At 66.2% G+C, this 21,252-nt stretch carries 28 protein-coding genes; 9 read left to right on the forward strand and 19 right to left on the reverse strand.

What is annotated here, in order from left to right:
• The first annotated feature begins 64 nt into the window (after positions 1–64).
• The 5 genes from sulP to EL388_RS10905 all read left to right on the forward strand — a co-directional run bounded on the left by sulP (position 65) and on the right by EL388_RS10905 (position 6,839).
• Complete coding sequence (sulP, locus tag EL388_RS10885) at positions 65–2,656, forward strand: sulfate permease (protein ID WP_126463391.1); 2,592 nt, start codon at positions 65–67, stop codon at positions 2,654–2,656.
• A gap of 395 nt (positions 2,657–3,051) precedes the next feature.
• On the forward strand, positions 3,052–3,567 hold the full coding sequence (locus EL388_RS10890; RefSeq protein WP_126463393.1) for a CBS domain-containing protein: 516 nt from the start codon (positions 3,052–3,054) through the stop codon (positions 3,565–3,567).
• Positions 3,560–5,056: an SLC13 family permease gene (locus tag EL388_RS10895; protein ID WP_126463395.1), complete on the forward strand. Its 1,497-nt coding sequence runs from the start codon at positions 3,560–3,562 to the stop codon at positions 5,054–5,056. Before EL388_RS10890 ends, EL388_RS10895 begins: the two co-directional genes overlap by 8 nt.
• 9 nt (positions 5,057–5,065) lie before the next feature.
• Positions 5,066–5,494, forward strand: coding sequence for a universal stress protein (locus tag EL388_RS10900; protein ID WP_126463397.1), 429 nt, complete (start codon positions 5,066–5,068; stop codon positions 5,492–5,494).
• A 25-nt stretch (positions 5,495–5,519) separates the two neighbouring features.
• A complete protein-coding gene (locus EL388_RS10905; RefSeq protein WP_197721782.1) occupies positions 5,520–6,839 on the forward strand; it encodes a citrate transporter in 1,320 nt (439 codons plus the stop codon).
• Between the two features lie 24 nt (positions 6,840–6,863).
• Here EL388_RS10905 and EL388_RS10910 read toward each other — a convergent pair whose 3' ends face one another.
• Positions 6,864–7,403 (reverse strand): cyclic nucleotide-binding domain-containing protein, encoded by a 540-nt coding sequence (locus tag EL388_RS10910; RefSeq protein WP_165919126.1) that lies wholly within the window; start codon positions 7,401–7,403, stop codon positions 6,864–6,866.
• A gap of 19 nt (positions 7,404–7,422) precedes the next feature.
• Positions 7,423–8,766 (reverse strand): chromate efflux transporter, encoded by a 1,344-nt coding sequence (gene chrA, locus EL388_RS10915; RefSeq protein ID WP_126463401.1) that lies wholly within the window; start codon positions 8,764–8,766, stop codon positions 7,423–7,425.
• 115 nt (positions 8,767–8,881) lie between these two features.
• Between chrA and EL388_RS10920 the strand changes: the two genes are divergently transcribed.
• Positions 8,882–9,097 carry a YdcH family protein gene (locus tag EL388_RS10920; protein ID WP_126463403.1) on the forward strand — a complete coding sequence of 72 codons (216 nt, stop codon included), beginning with the start codon at positions 8,882–8,884 and terminating at the stop codon, positions 9,095–9,097.
• A gap of 12 nt (positions 9,098–9,109) precedes the next feature.
• Here the strand turns inward: EL388_RS10920 and EL388_RS10925 are convergent, their stop codons facing one another.
• On the reverse strand, positions 9,110–9,508 hold the full coding sequence (locus EL388_RS10925) for a phosphate-starvation-inducible protein PsiE (protein ID WP_126463405.1): 399 nt from the start codon (positions 9,506–9,508) through the stop codon (positions 9,110–9,112).
• A gap of 23 nt (positions 9,509–9,531) precedes the next feature.
• Positions 9,532–10,041, reverse strand: a complete 510-nt coding sequence (locus EL388_RS10930) for a cyclic nucleotide-binding domain-containing protein (protein WP_126463407.1) — start codon at positions 10,039–10,041, stop codon at positions 9,532–9,534.
• A 158-nt stretch (positions 10,042–10,199) separates the two neighbouring features.
• Between EL388_RS10930 and EL388_RS10935 the strand changes: the two genes are divergently transcribed.
• Positions 10,200–10,616: a hypothetical protein gene (locus tag EL388_RS10935; RefSeq protein ID WP_126463409.1), complete on the forward strand. Its 417-nt coding sequence runs from the start codon at positions 10,200–10,202 to the stop codon at positions 10,614–10,616.
• Here EL388_RS10935 and EL388_RS10940 read toward each other — a convergent pair.
• Both EL388_RS10940 and htpX read right to left on the reverse strand, forming a co-directional pair.
• Positions 10,613–11,575, reverse strand: coding sequence for a TerC family protein (locus EL388_RS10940; RefSeq protein WP_126464092.1), 963 nt, complete (start codon positions 11,573–11,575; stop codon positions 10,613–10,615). The genes EL388_RS10935 and EL388_RS10940 overlap by 4 nt on opposite strands.
• 176 nt (positions 11,576–11,751) lie before the next feature.
• A complete protein-coding gene (gene htpX / locus EL388_RS10945) occupies positions 11,752–12,627 on the reverse strand; it encodes a protease HtpX (protein ID WP_126463411.1) in 876 nt (291 codons plus the stop codon).
• A gap of 117 nt (positions 12,628–12,744) precedes the next feature.
• Here htpX and nhaR point away from each other — a divergent pair, with 117 nt between their 5' ends.
• Positions 12,745–13,635 carry a transcriptional activator NhaR gene (gene nhaR, locus EL388_RS10950; protein WP_126463413.1) on the forward strand — a complete coding sequence of 297 codons (891 nt, stop codon included), beginning with the start codon at positions 12,745–12,747 and terminating at the stop codon, positions 13,633–13,635.
• 107 nt (positions 13,636–13,742) lie between these two features.
• Positions 13,743–14,801: a carboxysome shell carbonic anhydrase domain-containg protein gene (locus EL388_RS10955; RefSeq protein ID WP_126463415.1), complete on the forward strand. Its 1,059-nt coding sequence runs from the start codon at positions 13,743–13,745 to the stop codon at positions 14,799–14,801.
• 177 nt (positions 14,802–14,978) lie between these two features.
• Here the strand turns inward: EL388_RS10955 and EL388_RS10960 are convergent, their stop codons facing one another.
• The 13 genes from EL388_RS10960 to EL388_RS11020 form a co-directional block, all read right to left on the reverse strand.
• A complete protein-coding gene (locus EL388_RS10960; RefSeq protein ID WP_126463417.1) occupies positions 14,979–15,272 on the reverse strand; it encodes a P-II family nitrogen regulator in 294 nt (97 codons plus the stop codon).
• Positions 15,273–15,275: 3 nt separating this feature from the next.
• The gene (locus EL388_RS10965) at positions 15,276–16,220 is read right to left on the reverse strand and encodes a sodium-dependent bicarbonate transport family permease (RefSeq protein ID WP_126463419.1); all 945 of its coding nucleotides are present in this window, start codon (positions 16,218–16,220) and stop codon (positions 15,276–15,278) included.
• Complete coding sequence (locus EL388_RS10970) at positions 16,217–16,465, reverse strand: hypothetical protein (protein ID WP_126463421.1); 249 nt, start codon at positions 16,463–16,465, stop codon at positions 16,217–16,219. The genes EL388_RS10965 and EL388_RS10970 overlap by 4 nt, the downstream gene beginning before the upstream one ends.
• A gap of 51 nt (positions 16,466–16,516) precedes the next feature.
• A complete protein-coding gene (locus tag EL388_RS10975; RefSeq protein WP_126463423.1) occupies positions 16,517–16,723 on the reverse strand; it encodes a hypothetical protein in 207 nt (68 codons plus the stop codon).
• Complete coding sequence (locus EL388_RS10980; protein WP_126463425.1) at positions 16,720–17,352, reverse strand: ParA family protein; 633 nt, start codon at positions 17,350–17,352, stop codon at positions 16,720–16,722. Before EL388_RS10980 ends, EL388_RS10975 begins: the two co-directional genes overlap by 4 nt.
• An 11-nt stretch (positions 17,353–17,363) precedes the next feature.
• Positions 17,364–17,627 carry a 4a-hydroxytetrahydrobiopterin dehydratase gene (locus EL388_RS10985; protein ID WP_126463427.1) on the reverse strand — a complete coding sequence of 88 codons (264 nt, stop codon included), beginning with the start codon at positions 17,625–17,627 and terminating at the stop codon, positions 17,364–17,366.
• Positions 17,620–18,069 (reverse strand): ferritin-like domain-containing protein, encoded by a 450-nt coding sequence (locus tag EL388_RS10990; RefSeq protein ID WP_126463429.1) that lies wholly within the window; start codon positions 18,067–18,069, stop codon positions 17,620–17,622. The genes EL388_RS10985 and EL388_RS10990 overlap by 8 nt, the downstream gene beginning before the upstream one ends.
• Before the next feature lie 11 nt (positions 18,070–18,080).
• Positions 18,081–18,419: an alpha-carboxysome major shell protein CsoS1 gene (locus EL388_RS10995; protein WP_126463431.1), complete on the reverse strand. Its 339-nt coding sequence runs from the start codon at positions 18,417–18,419 to the stop codon at positions 18,081–18,083.
• Between the two features lie 82 nt (positions 18,420–18,501).
• On the reverse strand, positions 18,502–18,798 hold the full coding sequence (locus EL388_RS11000; RefSeq protein WP_126463433.1) for an alpha-carboxysome major shell protein CsoS1: 297 nt from the start codon (positions 18,796–18,798) through the stop codon (positions 18,502–18,504).
• Between the two features lie 42 nt (positions 18,799–18,840).
• Entirely contained in the window at positions 18,841–19,137 is a 297-nt protein-coding gene (locus EL388_RS11005; protein ID WP_126463435.1) for an alpha-carboxysome major shell protein CsoS1, read from the reverse strand.
• A 61-nt stretch (positions 19,138–19,198) separates the two neighbouring features.
• Positions 19,199–19,450, reverse strand: coding sequence for a carboxysome peptide B (locus EL388_RS11010; protein ID WP_126463437.1), 252 nt, complete (start codon positions 19,448–19,450; stop codon positions 19,199–19,201).
• A 1-nt stretch (position 19,451) separates the two neighbouring features.
• Complete coding sequence (locus EL388_RS11015; protein WP_232019239.1) at positions 19,452–19,694, reverse strand: alpha-carboxysome shell vertex protein CsoS4; 243 nt, start codon at positions 19,692–19,694, stop codon at positions 19,452–19,454.
• Positions 19,695–19,706: 12 nt separating this feature from the next.
• Entirely contained in the window at positions 19,707–21,251 is a 1,545-nt protein-coding gene (locus EL388_RS11020) for a carboxysome shell carbonic anhydrase (protein WP_126463441.1), read from the reverse strand.
• Between the last annotated feature and the right edge of the window lies 1 nt (position 21,252).

The following is a 21,252-nucleotide window of genomic DNA, read 5'->3' on the forward strand; positions in this document are numbered from 1 at the left end:
GTTACGATCTTTTCATACCGGACCCAGGCGCTCGGCCCGGTCCTTACGCTCGATTTAGGCAAACATGACACGCGCTTTCGCATTCTCGAACTGGATCAAGACCTTCACCCCCTTCCGCCTCTGGTGGCCCATGGTCAACCGCAGCACCCTGAAGGACGACGCCATGGCCGGCCTCACCGGCGCCATGGTCGTGCTGCCCCAGGGCGTGGCCTTCGCCACCATCGCCGGCCTGCCGCCGCAATACGGTCTCTATGCCGCCATGGTGCCCGCCATCATCGGCGCGATGTTCGGCTCGAGCTGGCATCTGGTATCCGGTCCGACCACCGCGATCTCCATCGCCGTCTTCGCCGCCCTGCACAACCTGGCCGATCCCGGCAGCCCGGAATACATCCGGCTGGTGCTCACCCTCACCTTCCTGGTCGGGCTGTATCAATTGGTGCTGGGCCTGGCGCGCATGGGCACCCTGGTCAACTTCATCTCCCACACCGTGGTGATCGGCTTTACCGCCGGCGCCGCCATCCTGATCGCGGCGAGCCAGATCAAGAACTTCTTCGGCCTGCCCATCCCGCGCGGCACGCCGTTCTATGAAGTGATCCACCAGTTGGTGACGCAGTTCTTCCAGAGCAATCCCTGGGTCACCGCGGTCGGCGTCATCACCCTGGTCAGCGGCCTCATGGCCAAGCGCTGGCTGCCGAAGTTTCCCTACATGATCGTCGCCATGCTGGTCGGCGGCTTTGCCGCCTTCGTACTCAACGCCCTGCTCGGCGGCGAGGCGGCCACCGGCATCAAGACCGTGGGCGCCCTGCCCGCCGGCCTGCCGCCGCTGTCCATGCCCGACTTCTCCTGGCAGGCGCTCCGCGATACCGCGCGGCCGGCGCTAATCATCACCCTGCTGGCGCTGACCGAGGCGGTTTCGATCTCGCGCGCCATCGCCACCCGCTCCGAGCAGCGCATCGACGGCAACCAGGAATTCGTCGGCCAGGGCCTGTCCAACCTGATCGGCAGCTTCTTCTCGGCCTACGCATCAAGCGGCTCGTTCAACCGCAGCGGCGTCAACTACGAGGCCGGTGCCCGCACCCCGCTGGCCACGGTGTTCGCCTCGGTCTTCCTGGTCATCATCCTGCTTTTGGTCGCACCGCTCGCCGCTTTTCTCCCCACCGCGGCCATGGCCGGCATCCTGTTTTTGGTGGCCTGGGGCCTGATCGATTTCCATCACATCAAGTCGATCTGGCAGACCAGCAAGCCGGAGACCGCCATCCTCTGGGTCACCCTGATCGGCACCCTGATCAACCTGGAGGAAGGCATCTTCATGGGCGTGCTGCTGTCGCTGATCATGTATCTCTACCGCAGCTCGCGGCCGGTAGTCGAGCCGGTGGTGCCGGCCGGCGAGGAAGGCGCCTACCACTTCGAGAATGCCAAGGGCAAACCGGAATGCCCGCAGGTACGCTTCGTCCGCATCCATGGTTCGATCTACTTCGGCGCGGTCGATCACGTCCAGCGCGCCTTGCAGCAGATCGACGAGGACAACCCCTTGCAGAAGACCGTGGTCATCGCCGCGCCGGCGATCAACTTCGTCGACGTCGCCGGTGCCGAGATGCTGGCCCAGGAAGCGCGCCGGCGCCGGCGCCTGGGCGGAGGCCTGTATTTCTACCGGCTGAAGGACTCGGTGCACCGGTTCCTGCGCCAGGGCGAATATCTGAAGGACATCGGCGAAGGCGGCTTCTTCCCGGTCAAGTCCAACATCACCGGCGCCATCTACTGGACCCTGGACCCCGAGGTCTGCCGCACCTGCAAGACCCGCATCTTCAAGGAATGCCATGGCGATGTGCTGCCGGACGGCCACCGCCGCCTGCGCCTGATGCTCGCCACCGACGGCTCCGAATACAGCCGGGGGCCACAGGCCGTGGCGCTGGGTCTTGCCGGGCGCCTGGGCTTGACGCTGGATGTGATGACCATGGCCTCGCCCCAGGAGGATGAGGGCCAGGCCGGCGCCCGCCTGCTGCCGGTGCAGCAGGCCTGCCAGCAGGCCGCGATCACCTGCAACCCGGCGATCCGCCGCGGCAACGACCCGGTACGCGAGGTGGTCACCGCCGCCCGGGAGGCCGACAGCAATCTTTTGATCATCGGCCGCCGCCCGCCCAAGGGCCTGGCCGATCGCATGGTCGGCGTGCATGCCGCCAAGATCATCAGCGAGGCGCCCTGCCATGTGCTGGTGGTGCCGCAGGAGGCCCGGATGTGGCAGCGGCGCATCATGGTCTGCTTCGACGCCTCGCCCGGCGCCCAGGCGGCGCTGGAGATCACCGCCACGGTGGCCAAGCACAGCGGTGTGCCGGTCACCGTGGTCTCGGTGAGCAAGGAGAACCACCCGACCATCGGCCTGCTGCAGGCAGCACTGGACGAGGCCGTGCAGATGCTGAAGCTGGAAGGGGTCGACGTCGATTCGCGCCTGGCCTTCGGCCCCACCGCGGACACCCTGCTTGCCCTGGCCGACGAACTGGGGGCGGACCTCATCGTGGTCGGCATGCGCCACGGCGGTCTGCACCGTGCCCTGCCCAGCCGGGTGGTCGACCCGCTGCTCGGCCGCGCCGGCCGGCCGGTGCTGGTGGCCAAACCGAGCGGGGCGAAGGACATCGCCGACGCCCGCGGCCACTTCTGATCCAGGCGGCCTTGCGCCGCCAGCACGGACAACGCCCCCGAACGGGGGCGTTATTATTTCAGGAGCCTCTGAAAATGTCCGATTTCGTCGTTCCCGCGCAGGCGGGAACCCAGAAAGATCAATAAACTGGATGCCCGCCTGCGCACCCGCAAGGGGCAGGCCGTGGTTGTATAGCCGATAAAGCGGCAACAACCACGCTCCGGGCATGACGGCTTAATCAGACCTTCCTTCAGCTATGCTCCAGCGTCAGCTCTAATCGAACGGCCCGTCGATGCGCTCGATGCGAGGATCCTGCCGGACTTATTCCCCATGCGCGTTGCCCGTCGGAAAATAATTCACTACAGTGAAGTCCGAATATTGTGTTTTTCTGATATTTTCGGTGCGGAGGAGCCGCAATGCCCTTGAGCAAAAGCATAAAAGACATCTGTATCCCGCTCGCGGAATACCCTCACCTCCAAGATACCGCCAGCCTGAAAGACGCCTTCACCGTCCTGCGCGAGGCCTTCACCACGGGCAAGCGCTACCGCCACATCCTGGTGCTCAACGCCAAGGGGCAGCTGACCGGCATCCTGGGCATGCGCGACATCCTGCGCGGCCTGTTCCCGGATTACCTGCGCACCAAGGAACACCCGCGGCACCAGGATCCGATTCCCGACTTCCCGGCCCTGACCCTGATCTGGGCCGAGACCTGCCAGAGCCAATGCCCGGCCGCGGCGGAAAACCCGATCAAGGGCTTCATGGGCAGCATCCCGGCCAAGGTCAACATCGACGACCCGCTCACCAAGGCGGCCTATCTGCTGGTGGTGCATGACATCAGCATGTTGCCGGTGGTCGAGGGCGAGCGCCTGGTTGGCGTGGTGCGCATGATCGACGTGTTCAACGAGGCCGCCAAGCTGGTGCTCCATGACTGACGATCGCCTGCCCCAGTCCATCACGCTGGCGGCCGAACGGCTGCCGATCGACCCGAAGAAGACCGCCATCCTGCTGTTCGGCCTGGCCGTTTTCCTCGCCATCTATTTCTCGCCGCCCTGGGCCGTGGCGGTCGACCCCTCGGGCAAGGAGTTCGTGCTCTCGCACGAGGGCAAGGCGGCGATCGGCCTGTTTCTCATGGCCGGCATCTGGTGGGTGTTCGAGGTCATCCCCATCGGCGTCACCGCCCTGGCCATCGGCATCTTCCAGGCCATGTTCTTCATCCGCCCGGCCAAGGAGGCCTTTCACGATTTCATGGATCCGTCGGTGATGTTCATCTTCGGCTCCATCGTCATCGGCCTGGCCTTCACCAAGTCGGGCCTGACCAAGCGCATCGCCTATAGGATGCTCGTCGTGGTGGGCGAGCGCACCGACCGTATCCTGCTCGGCGCCATGGTGGTGACCGCCGCCCTGGCCCACCTGATGGCGCACACCGCGGTGGCGGCCACCATGTTCCCCATCCTGCTGGCGATCTATGCCCTGTACGGCGAGGGCGACAGGCCGACCAACTTCGGCAAGGCCCTGTTCATCGGCATGGCCTATTCGGCGGGTGCCGGCAGCATCATCACCTTCCTCGGCGCCGCCCGGGGGCCGGCCGCCGCCGCCATGTACGAGGGTTTCACCGGCCATCACATCACCTTCTTCCAGCTCACCGAGTACATGTTCCTCATCGGCTGGGGCATGGTGTTCATCATCTGGTTCTATCTCAAGACCGTGCTCAAGCCGGAAAAGGCAAGCATTCCCGGCCTGCGCGAGACGGTGGCCAGGCTGGCCGGGCAGATCGGCCCCATGACCCTGAAGGAGAAACTGGTCATCCTCATCGTCGCCGCCCTGGTCGTGGTGATGTCGACCAAGTCCTTCATCCCGCTCCTGGCGCCGATCGACCGCGCGGCCGTGATCCTGACCACCACCCTGCTCTTCTTCGTGCTCGGCGTGCTCACGGTGAAGGACCTGGAGGAGATTCCCTGGAACATCGTCCTGCTCTTCTCCGGCGCCATGTCGATCGGCTTCTGTCTATGGAACACCGGCGCCGCCGAATGGATGGCGGTGAACTGGCTCGGCCTTCTGCTCGATGCCCACTGGTGGGTGTTCGTCATGGGCATCGCCGCCTTCGTGCTGATCATGACCAACTTCATCATGAACGTGGCGGCCATCGCCATCGTCCTGCCGGTGGCCCTGGTCATCGCCAAATACCTGGGCGTGGCGCCCGAGGTGATCGTCTACTCCGCCCTGGTCACCGCCGGCATGCCTTTCCTGCTGTTGATCGGGGCCGCGCCCAATGCCATCGCCTACGACGCCAAGCAGTTCACCACCGCCGAGTTCTTCAAACACGGCATCCCCATGAGTATCATCCTGCTTCTCGTGCTGGGCCTGGCCATGGTCAGCCTCTGGCCCTGGCTCGGCATGCCCATCCTGGTCAACCCGCAATAAGGAACCCTCATGCCCTGCAAGCTCCTGCTCCCCGTCGACGGCTCCGAAGGCTCGGCCCGCGCCGCCCGTCATGTCGCCGGCCTGGCCAGGATGGTGCCGGGGCTTGAGGTCCATCTGCTCAACGTGCAGCCCCCGGGCGATGACTGGATGACCCGGCGCGCCTTCAAGCCCGAAGAACTGGCCAGGATGGAACAGGAATGGGCCGAGGCCGCCATCGAGCCGGCACGCGCCATCCTCAAGGCGGCCGGCGTGACCTTCAGCGAACACTTCGCGCAGGGCGAGATCGCCCCCACCATCGCCCGGCTGGCCAAGGAACTCGGCTGCGACCAGATCGTCATGGGCAGCCGGGGCCAATCCGCCCTGGGCGGCCTGCTCATGGGCTCGGTCGCGACCAAGGTGCTGCACCTCGCGGAGATGCCGGTCACCCTGGTCAAGTAAACCCTTCCGGACAAGAAACCCCGCCATGAACCCACGCTGGATCTCGGCCGCCGCCGGCCTGTTTCCCCTGACCGCCCGGGCCGCCGACGGCCCCGCCGTGTTGGGCATCCCGGTCGATTTCATCCTGTTCGCCGCCACCCTGCTCGGCGTCGCCCTGTTCCACCACCACACCCTGCGGGTGGCGCTGACCGGCCTTATCGTGATCTCGCTCTACAAGATCGGCTTCACCGGCTTTCACGAGGGCACCGGGCTGGCGGGCTGGCTCGCCCACATGCAGCACGAGTGGGTGGTGCTCTCCAACCTGCTCGGTCTGCTCTTGGGCTTTGCCCTGCTCGCCCGCCAGTTCGAGGACAGCGGCGTGCCGCACGCCCTGCCACGCTTTTTGCCGGACGGCTGGAAGGGTGCCTTCGTCCTCTTGGTGATGGTCTTCGTGCTGTCGTCCTTCCTCGACAACATCGCCGCGGCCTTGATCGGCGGCACCGTCGCCGCCCACGTCTTCCGCCGTCGGGTGCACATCGGCTATCTCGCCGCCATCGTCGCCGCCTCCAATGCCGGCGGCGCCGGCTCGGTGGTGGGCGACACCACCACGACCATGATGTGGATCGACGGCGTGAACCCGCTCAGTGTGCTGCCCGCCTATGTTGCCGCGGCCAGCGCCCTGCTCATCTTCGGCCTGATCGCCGCCCGCCAGCAGCAGGCCTACCAGCCCATTGTCCTCACCGAGCGCGGCGGCCCGGTCGACTGGGTGCGGGTCGGCATCGTCGCCTGGATCCTGCTCGCGGCCATCGCCACCAATGTCACCGTGAACACCCGGTTCCCCGAGGTCTCCGACGCCTTCCCCTTCCTGGGCGCCGCGGTCTGGGTGGCCATTCTGCTCGCCGTGCCCTTGCGCAAGCCGGAGTGGAGCCTGCTGCCCGACGCCCTCAAGGGCAGCGTCTTCCTGCTCTCGCTGGTGGTCTGCGCCTCGATGATGCCGGTGGAGAAACTGCCGGACGCCTCCTGGCAGACCGCCTTCGGCCTCGGCTTCATCTCCTCGGTGTTCGACAACATCCCGCTCACCGCCCTGGCGCTGGCCCAGGGCGGCTACGACTGGGGCGTGCTGGCCTATGCGGTGGGCTTTGGCGGTTCCATGATCTGGTTCGGCTCCTCGGCCGGGGTGGCGCTGTCCAACCTGTTCCCCGAGGCCCGGTCGGTCGGCGCCTGGCTCAAGGCCGGCTGGCACGTGGCGCTGGGCTATGTGATCGGCTTCTTCTTCATGCTGGCCGTGGTCGGCTGGCACCCGCACATGCCACACAAGGACATGACGGCCGTGCCGCCGGCGGCCGCAGTCGCGCCTGCCCACTGACGAGCATTGCCGGCAGGCTGGGCCTCAGACGCCCAGCTTGCCGGCCCAGTGGCTCAGTTCCTTTTCGTATTCCTGGATTTTCTTTTCGGCCTGGCGCGCCCGCTTGGCCTGGCACATCACCTCGTTGTTGGTGCTGCGCAGGCGCTTGGCCAGGATGCGGGTCATGTTGCGGTAGAGCTTCATCGCCAGCACCGGCCGCTGCTCCAGGGCGCTGCGGGTGAAGCGCAAGGCCAGGACCGGCGTCAGGGCGCGCACGGTGGCGGTGCGACGGACGTTCTCGACCAAGGCGATCTCGCCGAAATGCTCGCCCGGCTCGATCTTCGCCAACGGCACTTTCTCTTGGGCATCATCCCAGCGATAGACCTCGAACCGGCCGGAGACGGCAACATACATCGACTCGCCCTCGTCGCCTTCGTTGAACACGATGTCGCCTGCCTCGAACGGCACCTTCTGCGCCAACGGGATCAGCTCCAGCAGGTCTTCCTTGCCCAGCTCGTGGAACAGCGGCACGGCCATGAACAGACGCACCAGCAGGGTATTCAGGTCTTTCGTCTCTTGCGCCACCGTTTCCTCCAATCGATCGTCACAGGCCGGCATAGGTGAGCAGCAGGCCGGCCGCCGCGCAGGCCCCGATCACCCGCATGATGTCCTGCTTATATTTCCACAGGGCGATGAAGGCCGCCACCGCGATCAGCACCGCTGCCGGCTGGAACGCGCCGGCGAAGGGCGCCGCCGCCGTGGCCTGCGGCCAGAACACGTGCCAGGCGAAGAACACCGCCAGGTTGAGGATGACGCCGACCACGGCGGCGGTGATGCCGGTGAGCGGGGCGACGAACTTGATGTCGCCGTGGGTCGCCTCGACCAGCGGCGCGCCGGCCAGGATGAACAGATAACCGGGCAGGAAGGTGAAGAAGGTGGCCACCGCGGCGCCGGCCGCGCCGGCCCAGAACAGGGCATCCGGACCGAAGATGGCGTGGCTCCAGCCACCGACGAAACCGACGAAGGCCACCACCATGATCAGCGGTCCCGGCGTGGTCTCGCCCAGGGCCAGGCCATCGATCATCTGCGGCCCGGTGAGCCAGCCGTAGTGCTCGACCCCGCCCTGGTAGACATAGGGCAGCACGGCATAGGCGCCGCCGAAGGTGACCAGGGCCGCCTTGGTGAAAAAGGCGCCCATGTCGGCCAGCGTGCCCGCCGGCAAGGACAGCATGGCCGCGCCCCAGAGGAAGACGAAGAGGCCGATGAGGATGACCAGGCGGCCGGCACGAAAGCGGGCGTGGGCCGGCGGCGGCGTATCGTCGTCGATCAGGGCCGGGCCGTAATCCTTGTCCGAGGCGACATGGCCGCCACCCACCCTGAACTTGGCCGGATCGAGGCGGCCGCCGACATAGCCGGCCATGCCCGCCGCCAGCACGATGTAGGGAAAGGGCACATCGAAGACGAAGATGGCCAGGAAGGAGGCTGCGGCGAAGGCCAAGAGCACCCGGTTCTTCAAGGCGCGGGCACCGATGCGCCAGGCGGCGAACAGGACGATGGCCACCACCGCCGGCTTGATCCCGGCGAACACGCCCTGGACGAAGCGCACGTCGCCGAAGGCGAGGTAGACCCAGGTCAGGCCGATCAAGATGAACAGCGAAGGCAGCAGGAACAGGGTGCCGGCGACGATGCCGCCCCAGGTGCGGTGCAGGAGCCAGCCGATGTAGATCGCCAGCTGCTGGGCCTCGGGCCCGGGCAGCAGCATGCAGTAGTTGAGGGCGTGCAGGAAGCGGTGCTCGGAGATCCAGCGCCGCTTCTCGACCAGTTCCTGGTGCATCATGGCAATCTGCCCGGCCGGCCCGCCGAAGCTGATGAAGCCGAGTTTGAGCCAGTAGCGAAAGGCCTCCCCAAAGCTGGGGTGGACTGGGCGTTCGTGTGCGCTTGGGGTCATTCCTCTCGTCCTTCTTGGTTTTTCCGATTGCCGCAGGATACCTCAAGGGCCCCGGGGGGGCTGGCCATCCTGGGCCAGCGCGGCTACAGTTAAGCCAAATGGTTAGGAGACCGCAGTGAACGACCCGACCCCGGAAGAGATCGCCGAGATCAACGCCCGCATCCTCGCCCTGGAGACCGAACACCGGGATATGGACAAGGCCATCGAGCACCTGACCCAGACCGGCTATCCGGACGAACTCGGCCTCAAGCGACTGAAGAAGCGCAAGCTCACCATCAAGGACGAGATCGCCCGGCTGAAGATGACGCTGATGCCGGACATGCCGGCCTGACCGGAAACGTGCCTATTCCCGTTCTTCGTAGGGATAACGCACGTGGCCGTAGCGGATGGCCAGCACCGCGATGGCGAGCAACAGGATCGAGGTCGTGACCCCCAGCATCCGCCACTCGTCCAGATTCTTCATGTCCAGCACCAGATAGCGGGCCAGGGCGACGATGGCGATATAAATCGGGAAGCGCACCGGCAGCTTGCCGGACCGGTAATACAGCCCGACCATCGCCAGGATTTCCAGATAGAGAAACAGCAGCAACAGGTCGGCCAGGGTGACGGTGCCGGCCTGGATCATCACATTGACCTCGGCCGCGCCGGCGATCACGGTGGCGACCGTGATCACCGTCAGGCCGATGTGTTCGATGATGCTCAGGATCGACAGGGCGAGGCGCGAGGCGGCGTTCTGTTTCATGGCGATAATTTATTCCAAGGTTCTCAGGATTCGGCGGCCTGGCCGGTCTCGCCTGCGGCGCGCCGCCGCTGGGTCTCCTGCAGCAGCAATTCGTCGGTGGTCAGGCGCAGGCGCCGGGCCAGCATGAGGACCATGTTCTGGTAGAGCTTCATGGTCAGCCCCGGCAGATGCTCCAGCGCCTGCCGGCCGAAGCACAAAGCCACCGAGGGGATCAGGGCACGCACGGTGGCGGTGCGCCGGACATGCTCCAAGAGGACGATCTCGCCGAAGGCCTCGCCATCGCCGACCGTGGCCAGGCGCACCTCGTTGCCCAGGGCGTCCAGCCGGGTCACGGCGAACTTGCCCGAGATCACCACGTACATGGTGTCGCCCGCATCGCCTTCCCGAAACACCTCGGCCCCGCCGTCGAACACGGCCATTTCCGACAGACCGACCAGCTCGCCCAGTTCCTCATGGGCCAGACCATGGAACAGGCCGCCGATCAGCGGCGCGTTTTTTGCGAACTGCTCGAGGAAGAGCGCTGACTTGTCCACGATGAGATCCTTCAGCGGTTTGGGTCCACCGGCATTTTGAAACAAACCGGGCAAGCCGTGGGTCGAAATTTCACCGCCGGAAAGCCCCTGATCCGGCTGGGCCTATGCCGCTTGCCGGCCCGCAGCCCCGTTATACTCGGGCCGACACAGGAGACCCCATGGAAATCAGCGTCTATCGCGACCAGGCGCTCAGCAGCGAAGCCCGAACCCTGGCCGCGGCCACTTACAACCTGGCCCACAGCCTGCTCGCCCGCAGCCCTTCGGGCGTGGTGTTCGTGCCCATCCGCAGCATGCAGATGCTGGCGATTATCGACCGCGAGGAATTCGTCTTTCTCGATGGCCAATACAAGAGCTGGGTGGAGATCGCCTGGCAACACTTCCAGCCGCAGGCGCGCTGCGCGCTCGACGCGCCCGTGCCCTATCAGCTGGTGATTTATCACCCGGACGGCGAGAAGAATCTGGGCCGTCTGCTGGTCGAATTCCCCAAGGCGCTGCAGGCCTTGTCGGGCAAGCAAAGACCCGATGGTCCAGCCAGGTTGCTGAAATTCGAGGCGAAACGACCGGCCGGCGCCTAAGCCGAGCGCCCCCGGCCCTGCCGGGTGGCGGCCAGACTGGCCACGATCGAGCTGGCGATGATGATGGCCACCACCCCCAGGGCGATGCCGATCGGCACCTGGTAGACATCGACGATCAGCATCTTCACCCCGACGAAGACCAGCACCAGGGCCAGACCGTACTTGAGCAGGTGGAAGCGGCCGGCGATGTCGGCGAGCAGGAAGTACAGCGCCCGCAGACCCAGGATGGCGAAGATGTTGGAGGTGAACACGATGAAGGGGTCGGTGGTGATGGCGAAGATGGCCGGGATCGAATCCACCGCGAAGATCAGATCGGTCACCTCGATCAGCACCAGCACCAGGAACAGCGGCGTGAACCAGCGCACGCCATCCTTCATCACGCTGAACTTCTCCTCGTGGTACCCGTCCGTGATACGCAAATGGCCGCGCATCCAGCGCAGGACCGGGTTCTTGGCCAGGTCCGGCTCCTTATCGGCGAAGACCAGCATCTTGATGCCGGTGATGACCAGAAAGGCGCCGAACAGATAGATCACCCAGTGGAACTGGGCGACCGCCCAGGCGCCGGCCAGGATCATGACGGCGCGCATGACGATGGCGCCGAGCACGCCGTAAATCAGCACCCGGCGCTGGTATTCGGCCGGCACCGCGAAATAGCCGAAGATCATCAGGAAGACGAAGATGTTGTCGACCGAGAGCGATTTCTCGATGAGATAGCCGGTGAGGAATTCCAGGGCCTTGGCGTTCGCCACTTCCCGCCCCTGGGTGCCATCCAGCCACCACCAGAGCAGGCCGTTGAAGGCCAAGGCCAGGGTCACCCAGACCACGCTCCAGGCCGCTGCTTCCTTGACCGACACCTTGTGCGCCCACCGGCCGCCCAGGACGAACAGGTCCAGCGCCAGCATGACCAGGACGAAGGCGATAAAGCCCGCCCACATGAGCGGGGTACCAATGCTGATCATTTCCATTCCATCTCTCCTGACAAGGCCGTCTAAGGCGGAGCTACCCAATCCGGCCTGCCTCGCGCCGCAGGCAGGTCGGTTCGCCCTGAGGGACGGCCAGGTCGTCGGCCAACCATTCCCGGACGCCGGACATCCGCCGGAGGCGGATTACGCGACGAAGGTGGAGAGGCGCCGGCTCAACGCGCGGCCTCGAGGGCGGCGATGCGCTCCTCGATCGGCGGGTGGGTCATGAACAGGCGCTTCAGGCCCCCGCCCACGCCCCCGGCGATACCGAAGGCGGCCATCTTGTCCGGCAGCGGCGCCGGGTGCATGGCCCCCAGGCGCCGGAGGGCGGCGATCATGTGCTGCCGCCCGGCCAGCTGGGCGCCGCCGGCATCGGCCCGGAACTCGCGCTGGCGCGAGAACCACATGACGATGATCGAGGCGAGCAGACCGAGCACCAGTTCGGCGACGATCATGGTGACGAAGAAGGCCGGACCGTGGCCGTTCTCGTTCTTGAACACCACCCGGTCGACGGTATGGCCGATCACGCGCGAGAGGAACATGACGAAGGTGTTCACCACACCCTGGATCAGGGCCATGGTCACCATGTCGCCGTTGGCGGCGTGGCTGACCTCGTGCCCCAGCACCGCCTCGGCCTCCTCGCGCGTCATCTGGCGCAAAAGGCCGGTGGACACCGCGATGAGCGAGCTGTTCTTGCTCATGCCGGTGGCGAAGGCATTGACCTCGGGCGAATCGTAGATGGCCACCTCGGGCATCCTGATCCCCGCCGCCTGGGCCTGGCGCCGCACGGTCTCCACCAGCCAGAACTCCTCCGAGGTGCTCGGGGTTTCGATCACCCGGGCGCCGACCGACATCTTGGCCGTCCACTTGGAGATGGCCAGCGAGATGAAGGCGCCGCCGAAGCCCATGACCGCGGCGAAGATGAGCAGGGCCTGCAGGTTCAGGCCTTGTTCGTTGAGATAGGGTTCCACCCCCAGCAGGCGCATGGTGACGGACAACATGAGCACAATGGCCAGGTTGGTGGCAAGGAAAAGGACGATACGCTTCATGGCGATGCTCCCAAAAAGACAAACCACGTATTGCCAGACAGGTATTGTAGGGCCGGATTCAATTCATAAAAGTCGAATATTTATTGTTAAATATTCGTTTAAATCGAATAATAAAGCATGAACCTGAAACACCTGCACTATTTCTGGACGGTCGCCCGCACCGGCAGCGTGGCGGCGGCGGCCGAACGCCTGCACCTGACGCCGCAGACCGTCAGCGCCCAGATCAAGCTGCTGGAAGGGTCGCTGGGCACGCCCCTGTTCCAGGCGGCCGGCCGCGGCCTGAAGCTGACCGAGGCCGGCCGCCTGGCGATGAGCTATGCCGACGAGATCTTCGCCCTGAGCGATGCCCTGAAGGCCAGCCTGGGCCGCCAGCGGGGCGCACCGGCCCCGCCCTTCCGGGTCGGCATCTCGGATGCCGTGGCGAAGAACATCGCCTACCGCCTGCTGGCCCCGGTGACCCAACTGCCCGAGCCGGTGCGGCTGATCTGTCACGAGGGCAAGCTCGACCGCCTGCTGGCCGAGCTGGCGCTGCACCGGCTGGACATGGTGGTGGCCGACCGGCCGCTGCCGAGCGGCATCCGGGTGCGCGGCTTCAATCACAAGCTGGGAGAGAGCGAGATCGCCTTCTTTGCCGCCCCCAGGCTGGCGCGCAGTTGCGGCAAGTTTCCGGCCTGCCTGAACGGCAGGCCGCTGCTGCTGCCGGGCGAGGATTCCACCGTGCGCAGCCGGCTGGAACAGTGGCTGGAGGCCGAGCGGCTGAGCCCGAGGATCGTCGGCGAGTTCGACGATGCGGCGCTGATGAAGGCCTTCGGTCAGGCCGGCCAGGGCTTTTTCCCGGCGCCGGCCGTGCTCGCCGGCGAGGTCGAGGCGCAATACGGCGTGCGCGAGGTGGGCCGCACCGAGGCGGTGCGCGAGGCCTTTTACGCCATCACCGGCGAGCGGCGCATCACCCACCCGGCCGTGCTGACCATCACCGAGGCCGCGCGCGACAGCCTGTTCATCGACTAGCCCGGCCATCGGGCCTGCTTACGGCATCACTGCGGCTGGAGTTGCCCTGCCGTTTGACCAATTAACAGGACTCGGGCATCTTTAATCCAGACGCGGAGAAAACCACGATGGACATTCATAACCGGCCTATTCAGGAGCGCATCGACTGGCTGTTCGAAATCGCCCAGCGCTATACAGCCGAGTTCACCAGCCCGGACACCTATCTGGCCCGCAAACGCTACCTGGCCATCCACCCGACCGACATCATCGCGCTCAAATGCATGGACGGCCGGATCAACATCCCGGTGGCAACCAACACCCCGCCCGGCATCATCCAGCCCTTTCGCAACCTGGGTGGCATGTTCAATCTGGGCTGGCCGCACCTGAACGAGGTGCTGTCGCATCACGTGAACGACATCGTGCACACCGGCCGTCAGATCCTGGTGCTGATCACCTACCATTTCTCCAAGGGCGACCCCCACCGCGGCTGCGCCGGCTTCAATTACGACACCGAGGCGGCCATCGCGCATACCCACACCATCAAGGAGCAGGTCGAGTACGTATTCGGCCAGCGCCACAGCACGGTCTATCCCATCGTCTGTGGCTTCGAGACCGACGAGGACGCCCTCATCCTGCACGGCAATGACGGCGGCCGGCTGAATCTGGCCGAACTGTCGCCGGACAAGGCGGACAGCCTGCCGCACTGGCTCGCCTCGCTCTACCCGGACATGCCCGCCCAGATGCGCGAGGACCTGCTGCCGCTGCTCAAAGGCAACCTGGAGCGCATCGCCCAGGTGCGCCAGCTCAACCGCACCCTGGACATCGAGCACCGGGAATGGATGATCTGCATGGGCCGCGGCTTCGATTTCCTGCATGCCCCCAACCTGGCGCTGATCATCGGGCCCTACAGTCCCAACCTGGCCGACCCGATCCGCAAGGCCGCCAGCATCATCCTCAACAACATGCAGACCGGGCGCATCCCGGACGACGGTTTTTTGCTGCTCGCCTCCGCCCCCTACATGGAGGCCGGCATGGACCGCGCCCGCGCCGAGATGAAGGCACGCTTCGCCTCCGAATTCACCGCCCAGGTCATCCAGACCGAATTCCCGGCCCTGGCGCGCAAGATGCACCTGCGCACCACCGTGCTCAACTGGCACACCCGGGCGCTGGAATTGACCGGCAACTAGCCGGCAAAGGCGTGCGCCGGGCAGCCCAGGCGGTCACGCACCCAGCCACTTTGGCGCATCGAGGGGCGCCACCGCCACAAGGCCCGGGCCAGATCGACGGCCGATAAAAAAACGCCCCAGCAAGTGGGGCGAAATGAGGTTGACGCCTCGGCTGTTAACGGTTGACCCATCGGGTTCTCAGGCGCTGTGCACCTGGACCGGCGCGGAGAAGATGAGCAGACCGTAGTCGCGCTCATACTCGGCACGCAGATGGGTGACGATGACCTCGGCCAGGGCCTCGTCGCAGAGTATTTCGACGCGGATATTGCCCTCCTTGCGCCAGGCCCCGCTGCGCCGGCCATGGCTGCCGAGGCCGCGGGCGTCGGTGATGGTGTAACCGTGCACGCCAAGCTTGGGCAATTCCTCCTCGAGGAAGGGCTCCAGCACGGATTCGCAGACGATGGTGAGCAGTCGCTGGGCTATGGCATTCATGGGTCAGGCTCCGATTCGATGCAGGGTTTGCGCCATCCAGTAATACACCGGAATACCGATGAAGAGATTGAATGGGAAGGTCACCCCGAGCGAGGCGCCGATGGACAGCGCCGGGTTCGCCTCGGGCACGGCGATGCGCATGGCCGCCGGTGCGGCGATATAGGAGGCGCTCGCGTACAGGGTGGACAGGAGCATGGTGCCGCCGACCGACAGCCCCAGCAGGGTACCGGTAAAGGCGCCGAGCAGGCCGGCGAACAGCGGCATGAGCAACGCGAACCCGATCAGGAAGGGGCCGTAGGTGCGAAACTCGGCCACCCGGCCGGCCGCGACCAGGCCCATCTCCAGCAGGAACAGCGCAAGCACGCCCTTGAACAGATCGAAGAACAATTTGTCCAGGGGCTGGATGCCCTGCGGACCGGCGATATAGCCAATGACCAGGGCGCCGGTGAGCAGGTAGATGCTCTTGCCGAAGAACACCTCATGCAGCAGCCGGCCCCAGCGCACCGGCCCCTGGCCGGAGCGCGCCAGCATCACCCCGATGACCAGGGCTGGCATCTCGAGCAGCACCAGGAAAACGATCATGTAGCTCTCATAGGACTGCAGTTCCTGGGCCAGGAAGGTCACCCCCACGGAGAAGGTCACCACGCTGACCGAACCGTAGTGGGCCGCGATGGAGGCGGAATCGGCGCGCGACAGGCGGCCCAGGTAGCGCAGGATAGGAAAAGCGACGAGCGGGATGAGGGCACCGGCGGCGACAATCAGCGCCCCGCTCGCCAAGACCTCAGCCATGGGATGCTCGGCGAGCTTGACCCCGCCCTTCAGGCCGATGGCGATAAGCAGATAGATGGACAGGGCGTCGTAGATGCTGCCCGGAATCTTGAGGTCGGAACGCAGCAGGCCGGCCGCCACCCCGAGCACGAAGAACAGCACCACAGGTTCGAAGCTCATTGCGTTTGACCCTCCGTCGGTTTTTGCGCCTGCTCCCGGCACCAGGCCCAGGCGCGCAGGGGAATCGCCAGCAGCAACGCCAGCACGATCAGTGGCCAGATCTCGCGCATCAGGGGATAGAACAAGAGGCTGCCGGCCATGAACAAAATCAGCAAGGGCATGGGATCATCGCCGAAGCAGATCTCGGCCCAGGGCGCCTTGGCCAGCCTGGCAAGGCAGGAAATGCGAGCGTCTGCCGGATTCATCACAAACGCGCGGAGAGGAAAAAGGGCATCGTCAGCCACCGTCGCCGCCGTTCAGTCGGGCCAGATTCGCCGCGGGTGCAGCGCCTGGTTGGCATCATTCAACTCCGGCTCACGCCGATGGCTGCCGGCCGGAACGGGTTTGGCCAGCGGCGCCTGGGTTGTCGACCTGGCGGGCACCTTGGCCGCCGCCGTGGCAGGCATGCCCTTGCGCGCAGCGGGTTTGAGACTGGCCTTGAGTTTGTCTTCGAGTTTGCTCATGTCTGCAATGCCTCTTCGATAATCCGATCGATCTCCCGCGCCGCCTCGCGGCCACGGGCACCGAGTTGAAAAACGCTCACGCCTTCCACGGCCGCCAGCCTGAACGCCGCGCGGCGCCTGACCATGCACGGCAGGGTTGGAATTTCCAGGCTGGCCAGGGCTTCGGACATCGCCCTGGACAAAGCGCTGGCCGGTTCCACCTGGTTGAGCACCAGCCAGGCGCGCAGAGCTGGATTGCGCCGCCTGGCCCGCTCGACCGCCTCCACCGTGCCGGCGCCGGCCCAGAGATCGAGCGGCGACGGCAACACCGGGATCAGCACCAGATCCACCTTCTCCAGAATCCGGCCGGTGACACCCATGTCGAGCGAGGGCGGGCAATCGACCACGACGCGACCATGCCGGCGGGCCGCTTGTGACAGGGCCTGGAGCGGATCGTCGCCACCGGCGATCACCCGGGGCAGCGCGGCGTCGCCCGACCAATCCACCCAGTGGCTCAATGTCCCCTGCGGATCGGCATCGACCAGGCCGACGTCGTCGGACCGGGCCAGGCCCGCGGCCAGATTGATCGCCAGGGTGGTCTTGCCGCAGCCGCCCTTGAGGCTGGCCAGGGCGATGCGTTGCCGTGCCACGCCGGGCCGCCTCAACCCCTGGCCTTGTCGGCCAAGGCATCGACCTGGGCGGTGAAGCCGTATTCGGTCTCGCCCAGGGTTTCCTCGCGCGGCGCCACGCTGACGTTGACGTGGGTCTTGCCGAAGTTCAGGTCGGGGAAATAGCCCGTGCGCTCGGACAAGACCGCCAGGTCATCAAGAAACTTGCGCGTCTCCGCGTAGGACGCGAACTCGTAGCGGCGGGTCATCAACGGCGGGCGCTGCTGCACCTGCCAGGTGCTGGGCGGTTCAGCCATGGTGCTTCTCCTTCTCTGCAAGCTCGGCCAGCAGGCGGTCCAGCTCGGCCAGATGGTGCTGCTCGTCCGCCAGCAAGGCGGCGAACAGCTGACTCGACGCCCCATCGCGGCCACGTTGGCTGTAGCGCAGGGCATCGTCGTAGAGCCGCACGGCCTCCAGCTCCAATTGCCGATCGAGCGCCAGCATCTCGGCCAGGTCGCGGCCCGGCCGCACCGGCGCCAGACGGGTGGCGTTGGGCGCCAGCCCGAGCAGGAGCATGTGGCGGATGATCTGCCCCGCATGCTCCAGCTCTTCGCCCGCCTCGCGCCGGAAATAGGCGCACTGCTCCCCCAGCCCCCAGCAGTCACACAGGCTGGCCTGGGTGAGGTACTGCTGCACCACCGACATCTCGTGGCTGAGGGCCTGCGACAGAAAACCCGCCACCCGGGGATCGATCCGCATCCCTGCCTCCCTCAGCTCCGGTCGGGGGTGATCTCGCCGTCGCGGCCGCCACCGGCCGAGGTCGGGCGGCTGGGCAGAACGTTCTCGACCTCGCCGTGGACGCGGGCGATGATGTGGGCAGCGACCAGGCCGTCACCCACGCGCTCGCAGGCGTCGGCCCCGGCGCGCACCGCCGCGTTCACCGCGCCGGTCTCGCCGCGCACCATAACGGTGACGTAGCCACCGCCGACGAATTCGCGGCCGACCAGGCGCACCTCGGCCGCCTTGGTCATCGCGTCCGCCGCCTCGATGGCGGGAACCAGACCGCGCGTTTCGATCATGCCCAATGCGATACCGTGTGTTGCTGCCATTTCTTCACTCCTTGCCAAATCGTCGATCACTTCAGCGGGGCGGTTCAGCCCCAACTCAACCGCCGCGCTGCTTTCAGCTCAATCAAGCACCGGGGGCCTTGGGCAGGATGCCTTCGACCTCGGAGTGGACGCGGGCGATGATGTGGGCAGCGACCAGGCCGTCACCCACGCGCTCGCAGGCGTCGGCCCCGGCGCGCACCGCCGCGTTCACCGCGCCGGTCTCGCCGCGCACCATAACGGTGACGTAGCCACCGCCGACGAATTGGCGGCCGACCAGGCGCACCTCGGCCGCCTTGGTCATCGCGTCCGCCGCCTCGATGGCGGGAACCAGACCGCGCGTTTCGATCATGCCCAGGGCAATACCAGTCACTTCAGCCATTTCATTTCTCCTTCAAGTCAATCAAGTGGTTGCTTCGACCGCTCAGGCCTCACCGGCCTTGGGCAGGATGCCCTCGACCTCGGAGTGGACGCGGGCGATGATGTGGGCAGCGACCAGGCCGTCACCCACGCGCTCGCAGGCGTCGGCCCCGGCGCGCACCGCGGCGTTCACCGCGCCGGTCTCGCCGCGCACCAGAACGGTGACGTAGCCGCCGCCGACGAATTGGCGGCCGATCAGCCGCACCTCAGCCGCCTTGGTCATCGCGTCCGCCGCCTCGATGGCGGGAACCAGACCGCGCGTTTCGATCATGCCCAGGGCAATACCAGTCACTTCAGCCATTTCATTTCTCCTTCAGGTTAAAAAACGAACTGCAAAAATCGTTGCACCCTCCCTGCGGCGGTCAGGCCTCAGGGTCCCAATGGTCAATAATCCCGGCGATCGTCAGGTCGGTGAGGACCTTGGGATCGCCGGCCGCATACCGTGCGGCCGAACCGCTCACGGTGAAAACCCATTTGCCCGGCGGCACGCCCACCGGATCGCAGGCGACGCTGCGGTTGCCCTTGGCGTCGGCCAGCACGCGCAGAGACATGTTCTTCAGCCCGCCCACCCGGCGGGTGGCGACCAGATCGTCCTCGACGCGCATGATTTCCATGTCAGTCTCCGGCCCAGTGGTCGATGATGCCGACGATGGTCAGATCGGACGGATACTCCTTGCTGCCCGCCGCCTCGCGCGCGGCCGAGGAGCCGACGCAGATCACCCAGTCGCCCGGGATGCAGCCGATGGCATCCACCGCCACCTGACGCGCACCGCCCGCCTTTTCGCGCACCACCAGGAGCGGCCGGTGGCCGAGATCGGCGATGCGGTTGGTCGAGACCAGGGTCTTTTCCACTTGCATGATCTTCACGATTCAAGCCTCCACGGTTTCGATCGGGCTGCCGGTGGGCTGGTCCTGCACCGACAGGTGGCAGGCCAAAAATCCCTGGGCGGCGAGTTCTGGATAGCGCGCGCGAATCGCGTCGCGCACGCGGCGCGCCTTGGCCGCGGCCCGCTCGCGCGAGCCGGGCACCCTGGCGTCGTAGCGGTAATGGATGGCGACCGGAATCGGCAGGCCGTGCTTGACGTTCAGGCCCTTGAAGATCTTGATGCCGACGTCCATGTCCGCCGCCCCCTCTTCCAGGGTGTGCAGGTGGGCGTAGTAGGCGACATTGCGCATCTGCACCTCCTCGAAACCGTCGCCGACGCTGATGAACCGCTCGGCATGGCCGATGTCGGGATAGCGTTCGCCGTAGAGCTCGGCCACGTACTCGATCTGCGAGAAGTTGTTGATCAGCAGGTGGGCGATCAGCCGGCGCATGCCTTCGTGCGGCTCGCCCTGGCCGGTGCCCCAGCCGCTGGCGGCGCTGGCCCGGCTGATCGCCTCGTACACCGCCAGCCGCGCACTGTCGGCCGACAGCCGCGCCGTCTCGCGATAAAGCGCCATGGCCTCGACATAGCGGTGTGCCGACAGCTCGCCCCTGGCATCCGGCACGTGCACCTTGATCGCATCGGTGTCGGTGTCGACGCCGATCAGCAGGATGTCGGTGCTGGCGCCGCAGCAGAAGGCGTTCTCGATCGCCTGGCGGAACTGGACCAGACGCTCCAGGGCCGCCTCGATCGCCTTGTGCTCGTTGCTGCCATGGGCGGCACAACCTTCATGACAAGGGTTGGACGAACTGGTGTGATAGACCGCAACCTTGAGATAGCGGCTGCCGGCAGCGGCCGTGGTCGGCACGCCCTCGCGGAAGCGGCGCAGCTCGGTGCTCACCCAGTGGCGCACGTCGGTCTCGACGTCGAACAGGGCGCCGGCGTAGGCCTTGCGCCAACTGAACGAGGTCAGCGGCAGGCGCAGGATATAGCGCGACAAGCCCTTCAGACGGCCATCGGCGCAGGGACTGATGTCGATGGCGTGAAAGCCGCAGTCGAGGAAGAAGTTGCGCGCATCCTGCAACTGCTCCAGCTGATTCTTCAGGTCGTCGGCGAATTGCGCGGCCGAGGCCTTCAGCGCCGAGAAGGCGCAATGGGCATACAAGGCCTTGAGGTCGAGCCCGGCCACCCAGGCATCGTCGAGGATGCCCTGAGGCAGCTCGTAGCCCAGCTGTTGCCGGGCCAGGGCCTGCGCCCGGCCGGCGAAATCGTCCAGGTGCTGCAGCGCCGAGATCGCCTTGAGCGTCGGCGCGATGGCCTCGAACCGGCCCTTGACCGAATCCTCGCAGTGGGCGAGCCGGGCGTTGGTCCGGCGATCGGCCAGCGGGTGCCGGCACGGCCGCCCGGCCAGGTCGCCGCCCGGTTCGGCCGCAGGGCGCGCTGGCAGCGCCCCGGCCGGCGTGCCCAAACCGTAGGGCACGTTGCCGAGCGGCGGCCGGCCGCGCTGGGCGGCGCGGGCGCGAAGGGCATAGGCGTTACGGGTGTTCATC

This window comes from Sulfuritortus calidifontis (assembly GCF_003967275.1).
GTDB lineage: Bacteria > Pseudomonadota > Gammaproteobacteria > Burkholderiales > Thiobacillaceae > Sulfuritortus > Sulfuritortus calidifontis.

What these genes read in the sequence shown, in the direction of transcription:
- nhaR (WP_126463413.1), top strand. Translation starts at nt 12,745, where the DNA reads ATGAACCTGAAACACCTGCACTATTTCTGGACGGTCGCCCGCACCGGC.
- EL388_RS11010 (WP_126463437.1), bottom strand. Translation starts at nt 19,450, where the DNA reads ATGGAAATCATGCGCGTCGAGGACGATCTGGTCGCCACCCGCCGGGTG.
- EL388_RS10900 (WP_126463397.1), top strand. Translation starts at nt 5,066, where the DNA reads ATGCCCTGCAAGCTCCTGCTCCCCGTCGACGGCTCCGAAGGCTCGGCC.
- EL388_RS10970 (WP_126463421.1), bottom strand. Translation starts at nt 16,465, where the DNA reads ATGAATCCGGCAGACGCTCGCATTTCCTGCCTTGCCAGGCTGGCCAAG.
- EL388_RS11020 (WP_126463441.1), bottom strand. Translation starts at nt 21,251, where the DNA reads ATGAACACCCGTAACGCCTATGCCCTTCGCGCCCGCGCCGCCCAGCGC.
- EL388_RS10890 (WP_126463393.1), top strand. Translation starts at nt 3,052, where the DNA reads ATGCCCTTGAGCAAAAGCATAAAAGACATCTGTATCCCGCTCGCGGAA.
- EL388_RS10925 (WP_126463405.1), bottom strand. Translation starts at nt 9,508, where the DNA reads ATGAAACAGAACGCCGCCTCGCGCCTCGCCCTGTCGATCCTGAGCATC.
- EL388_RS10955 (WP_126463415.1), top strand. Translation starts at nt 13,743, where the DNA reads ATGGACATTCATAACCGGCCTATTCAGGAGCGCATCGACTGGCTGTTC.
- sulP (WP_126463391.1), top strand. Translation starts at nt 65, where the DNA reads ATGACACGCGCTTTCGCATTCTCGAACTGGATCAAGACCTTCACCCCC.
- EL388_RS10990 (WP_126463429.1), bottom strand. Translation starts at nt 18,069, where the DNA reads ATGCGGATCGATCCCCGGGTGGCGGGTTTTCTGTCGCAGGCCCTCAGC.
- EL388_RS10960 (WP_126463417.1), bottom strand. Translation starts at nt 15,272, where the DNA reads ATGAATGCCATAGCCCAGCGACTGCTCACCATCGTCTGCGAATCCGTG.
- EL388_RS11000 (WP_126463433.1), bottom strand. Translation starts at nt 18,798, where the DNA reads ATGGCTGAAGTGACTGGTATTGCCCTGGGCATGATCGAAACGCGCGGT.
- EL388_RS11015 (WP_232019239.1), bottom strand. Translation starts at nt 19,694, where the DNA reads ATGCAAGTGGAAAAGACCCTGGTCTCGACCAACCGCATCGCCGATCTC.
- EL388_RS10940 (WP_126464092.1), bottom strand. Translation starts at nt 11,575, where the DNA reads ATGATCAGCATTGGTACCCCGCTCATGTGGGCGGGCTTTATCGCCTTC.
- EL388_RS10995 (WP_126463431.1), bottom strand. Translation starts at nt 18,419, where the DNA reads ATGGCAGCAACACACGGTATCGCATTGGGCATGATCGAAACGCGCGGT.
- htpX (WP_126463411.1), bottom strand. Translation starts at nt 12,627, where the DNA reads ATGAAGCGTATCGTCCTTTTCCTTGCCACCAACCTGGCCATTGTGCTC.
- EL388_RS10965 (WP_126463419.1), bottom strand. Translation starts at nt 16,220, where the DNA reads ATGAGCTTCGAACCTGTGGTGCTGTTCTTCGTGCTCGGGGTGGCGGCC.
- EL388_RS10905 (WP_197721782.1), top strand. Translation starts at nt 5,520, where the DNA reads ATGAACCCACGCTGGATCTCGGCCGCCGCCGGCCTGTTTCCCCTGACC.
- EL388_RS11005 (WP_126463435.1), bottom strand. Translation starts at nt 19,137, where the DNA reads ATGGCTGAAGTGACTGGTATTGCCCTGGGCATGATCGAAACGCGCGGT.
- EL388_RS10975 (WP_126463423.1), bottom strand. Translation starts at nt 16,723, where the DNA reads ATGAGCAAACTCGAAGACAAACTCAAGGCCAGTCTCAAACCCGCTGCG.
- EL388_RS10985 (WP_126463427.1), bottom strand. Translation starts at nt 17,627, where the DNA reads ATGGCTGAACCGCCCAGCACCTGGCAGGTGCAGCAGCGCCCGCCGTTG.
- EL388_RS10935 (WP_126463409.1), top strand. Translation starts at nt 10,200, where the DNA reads ATGGAAATCAGCGTCTATCGCGACCAGGCGCTCAGCAGCGAAGCCCGA.
- EL388_RS10895 (WP_126463395.1), top strand. Translation starts at nt 3,560, where the DNA reads ATGACTGACGATCGCCTGCCCCAGTCCATCACGCTGGCGGCCGAACGG.
- chrA (WP_126463401.1), bottom strand. Translation starts at nt 8,766, where the DNA reads ATGACCCCAAGCGCACACGAACGCCCAGTCCACCCCAGCTTTGGGGAG.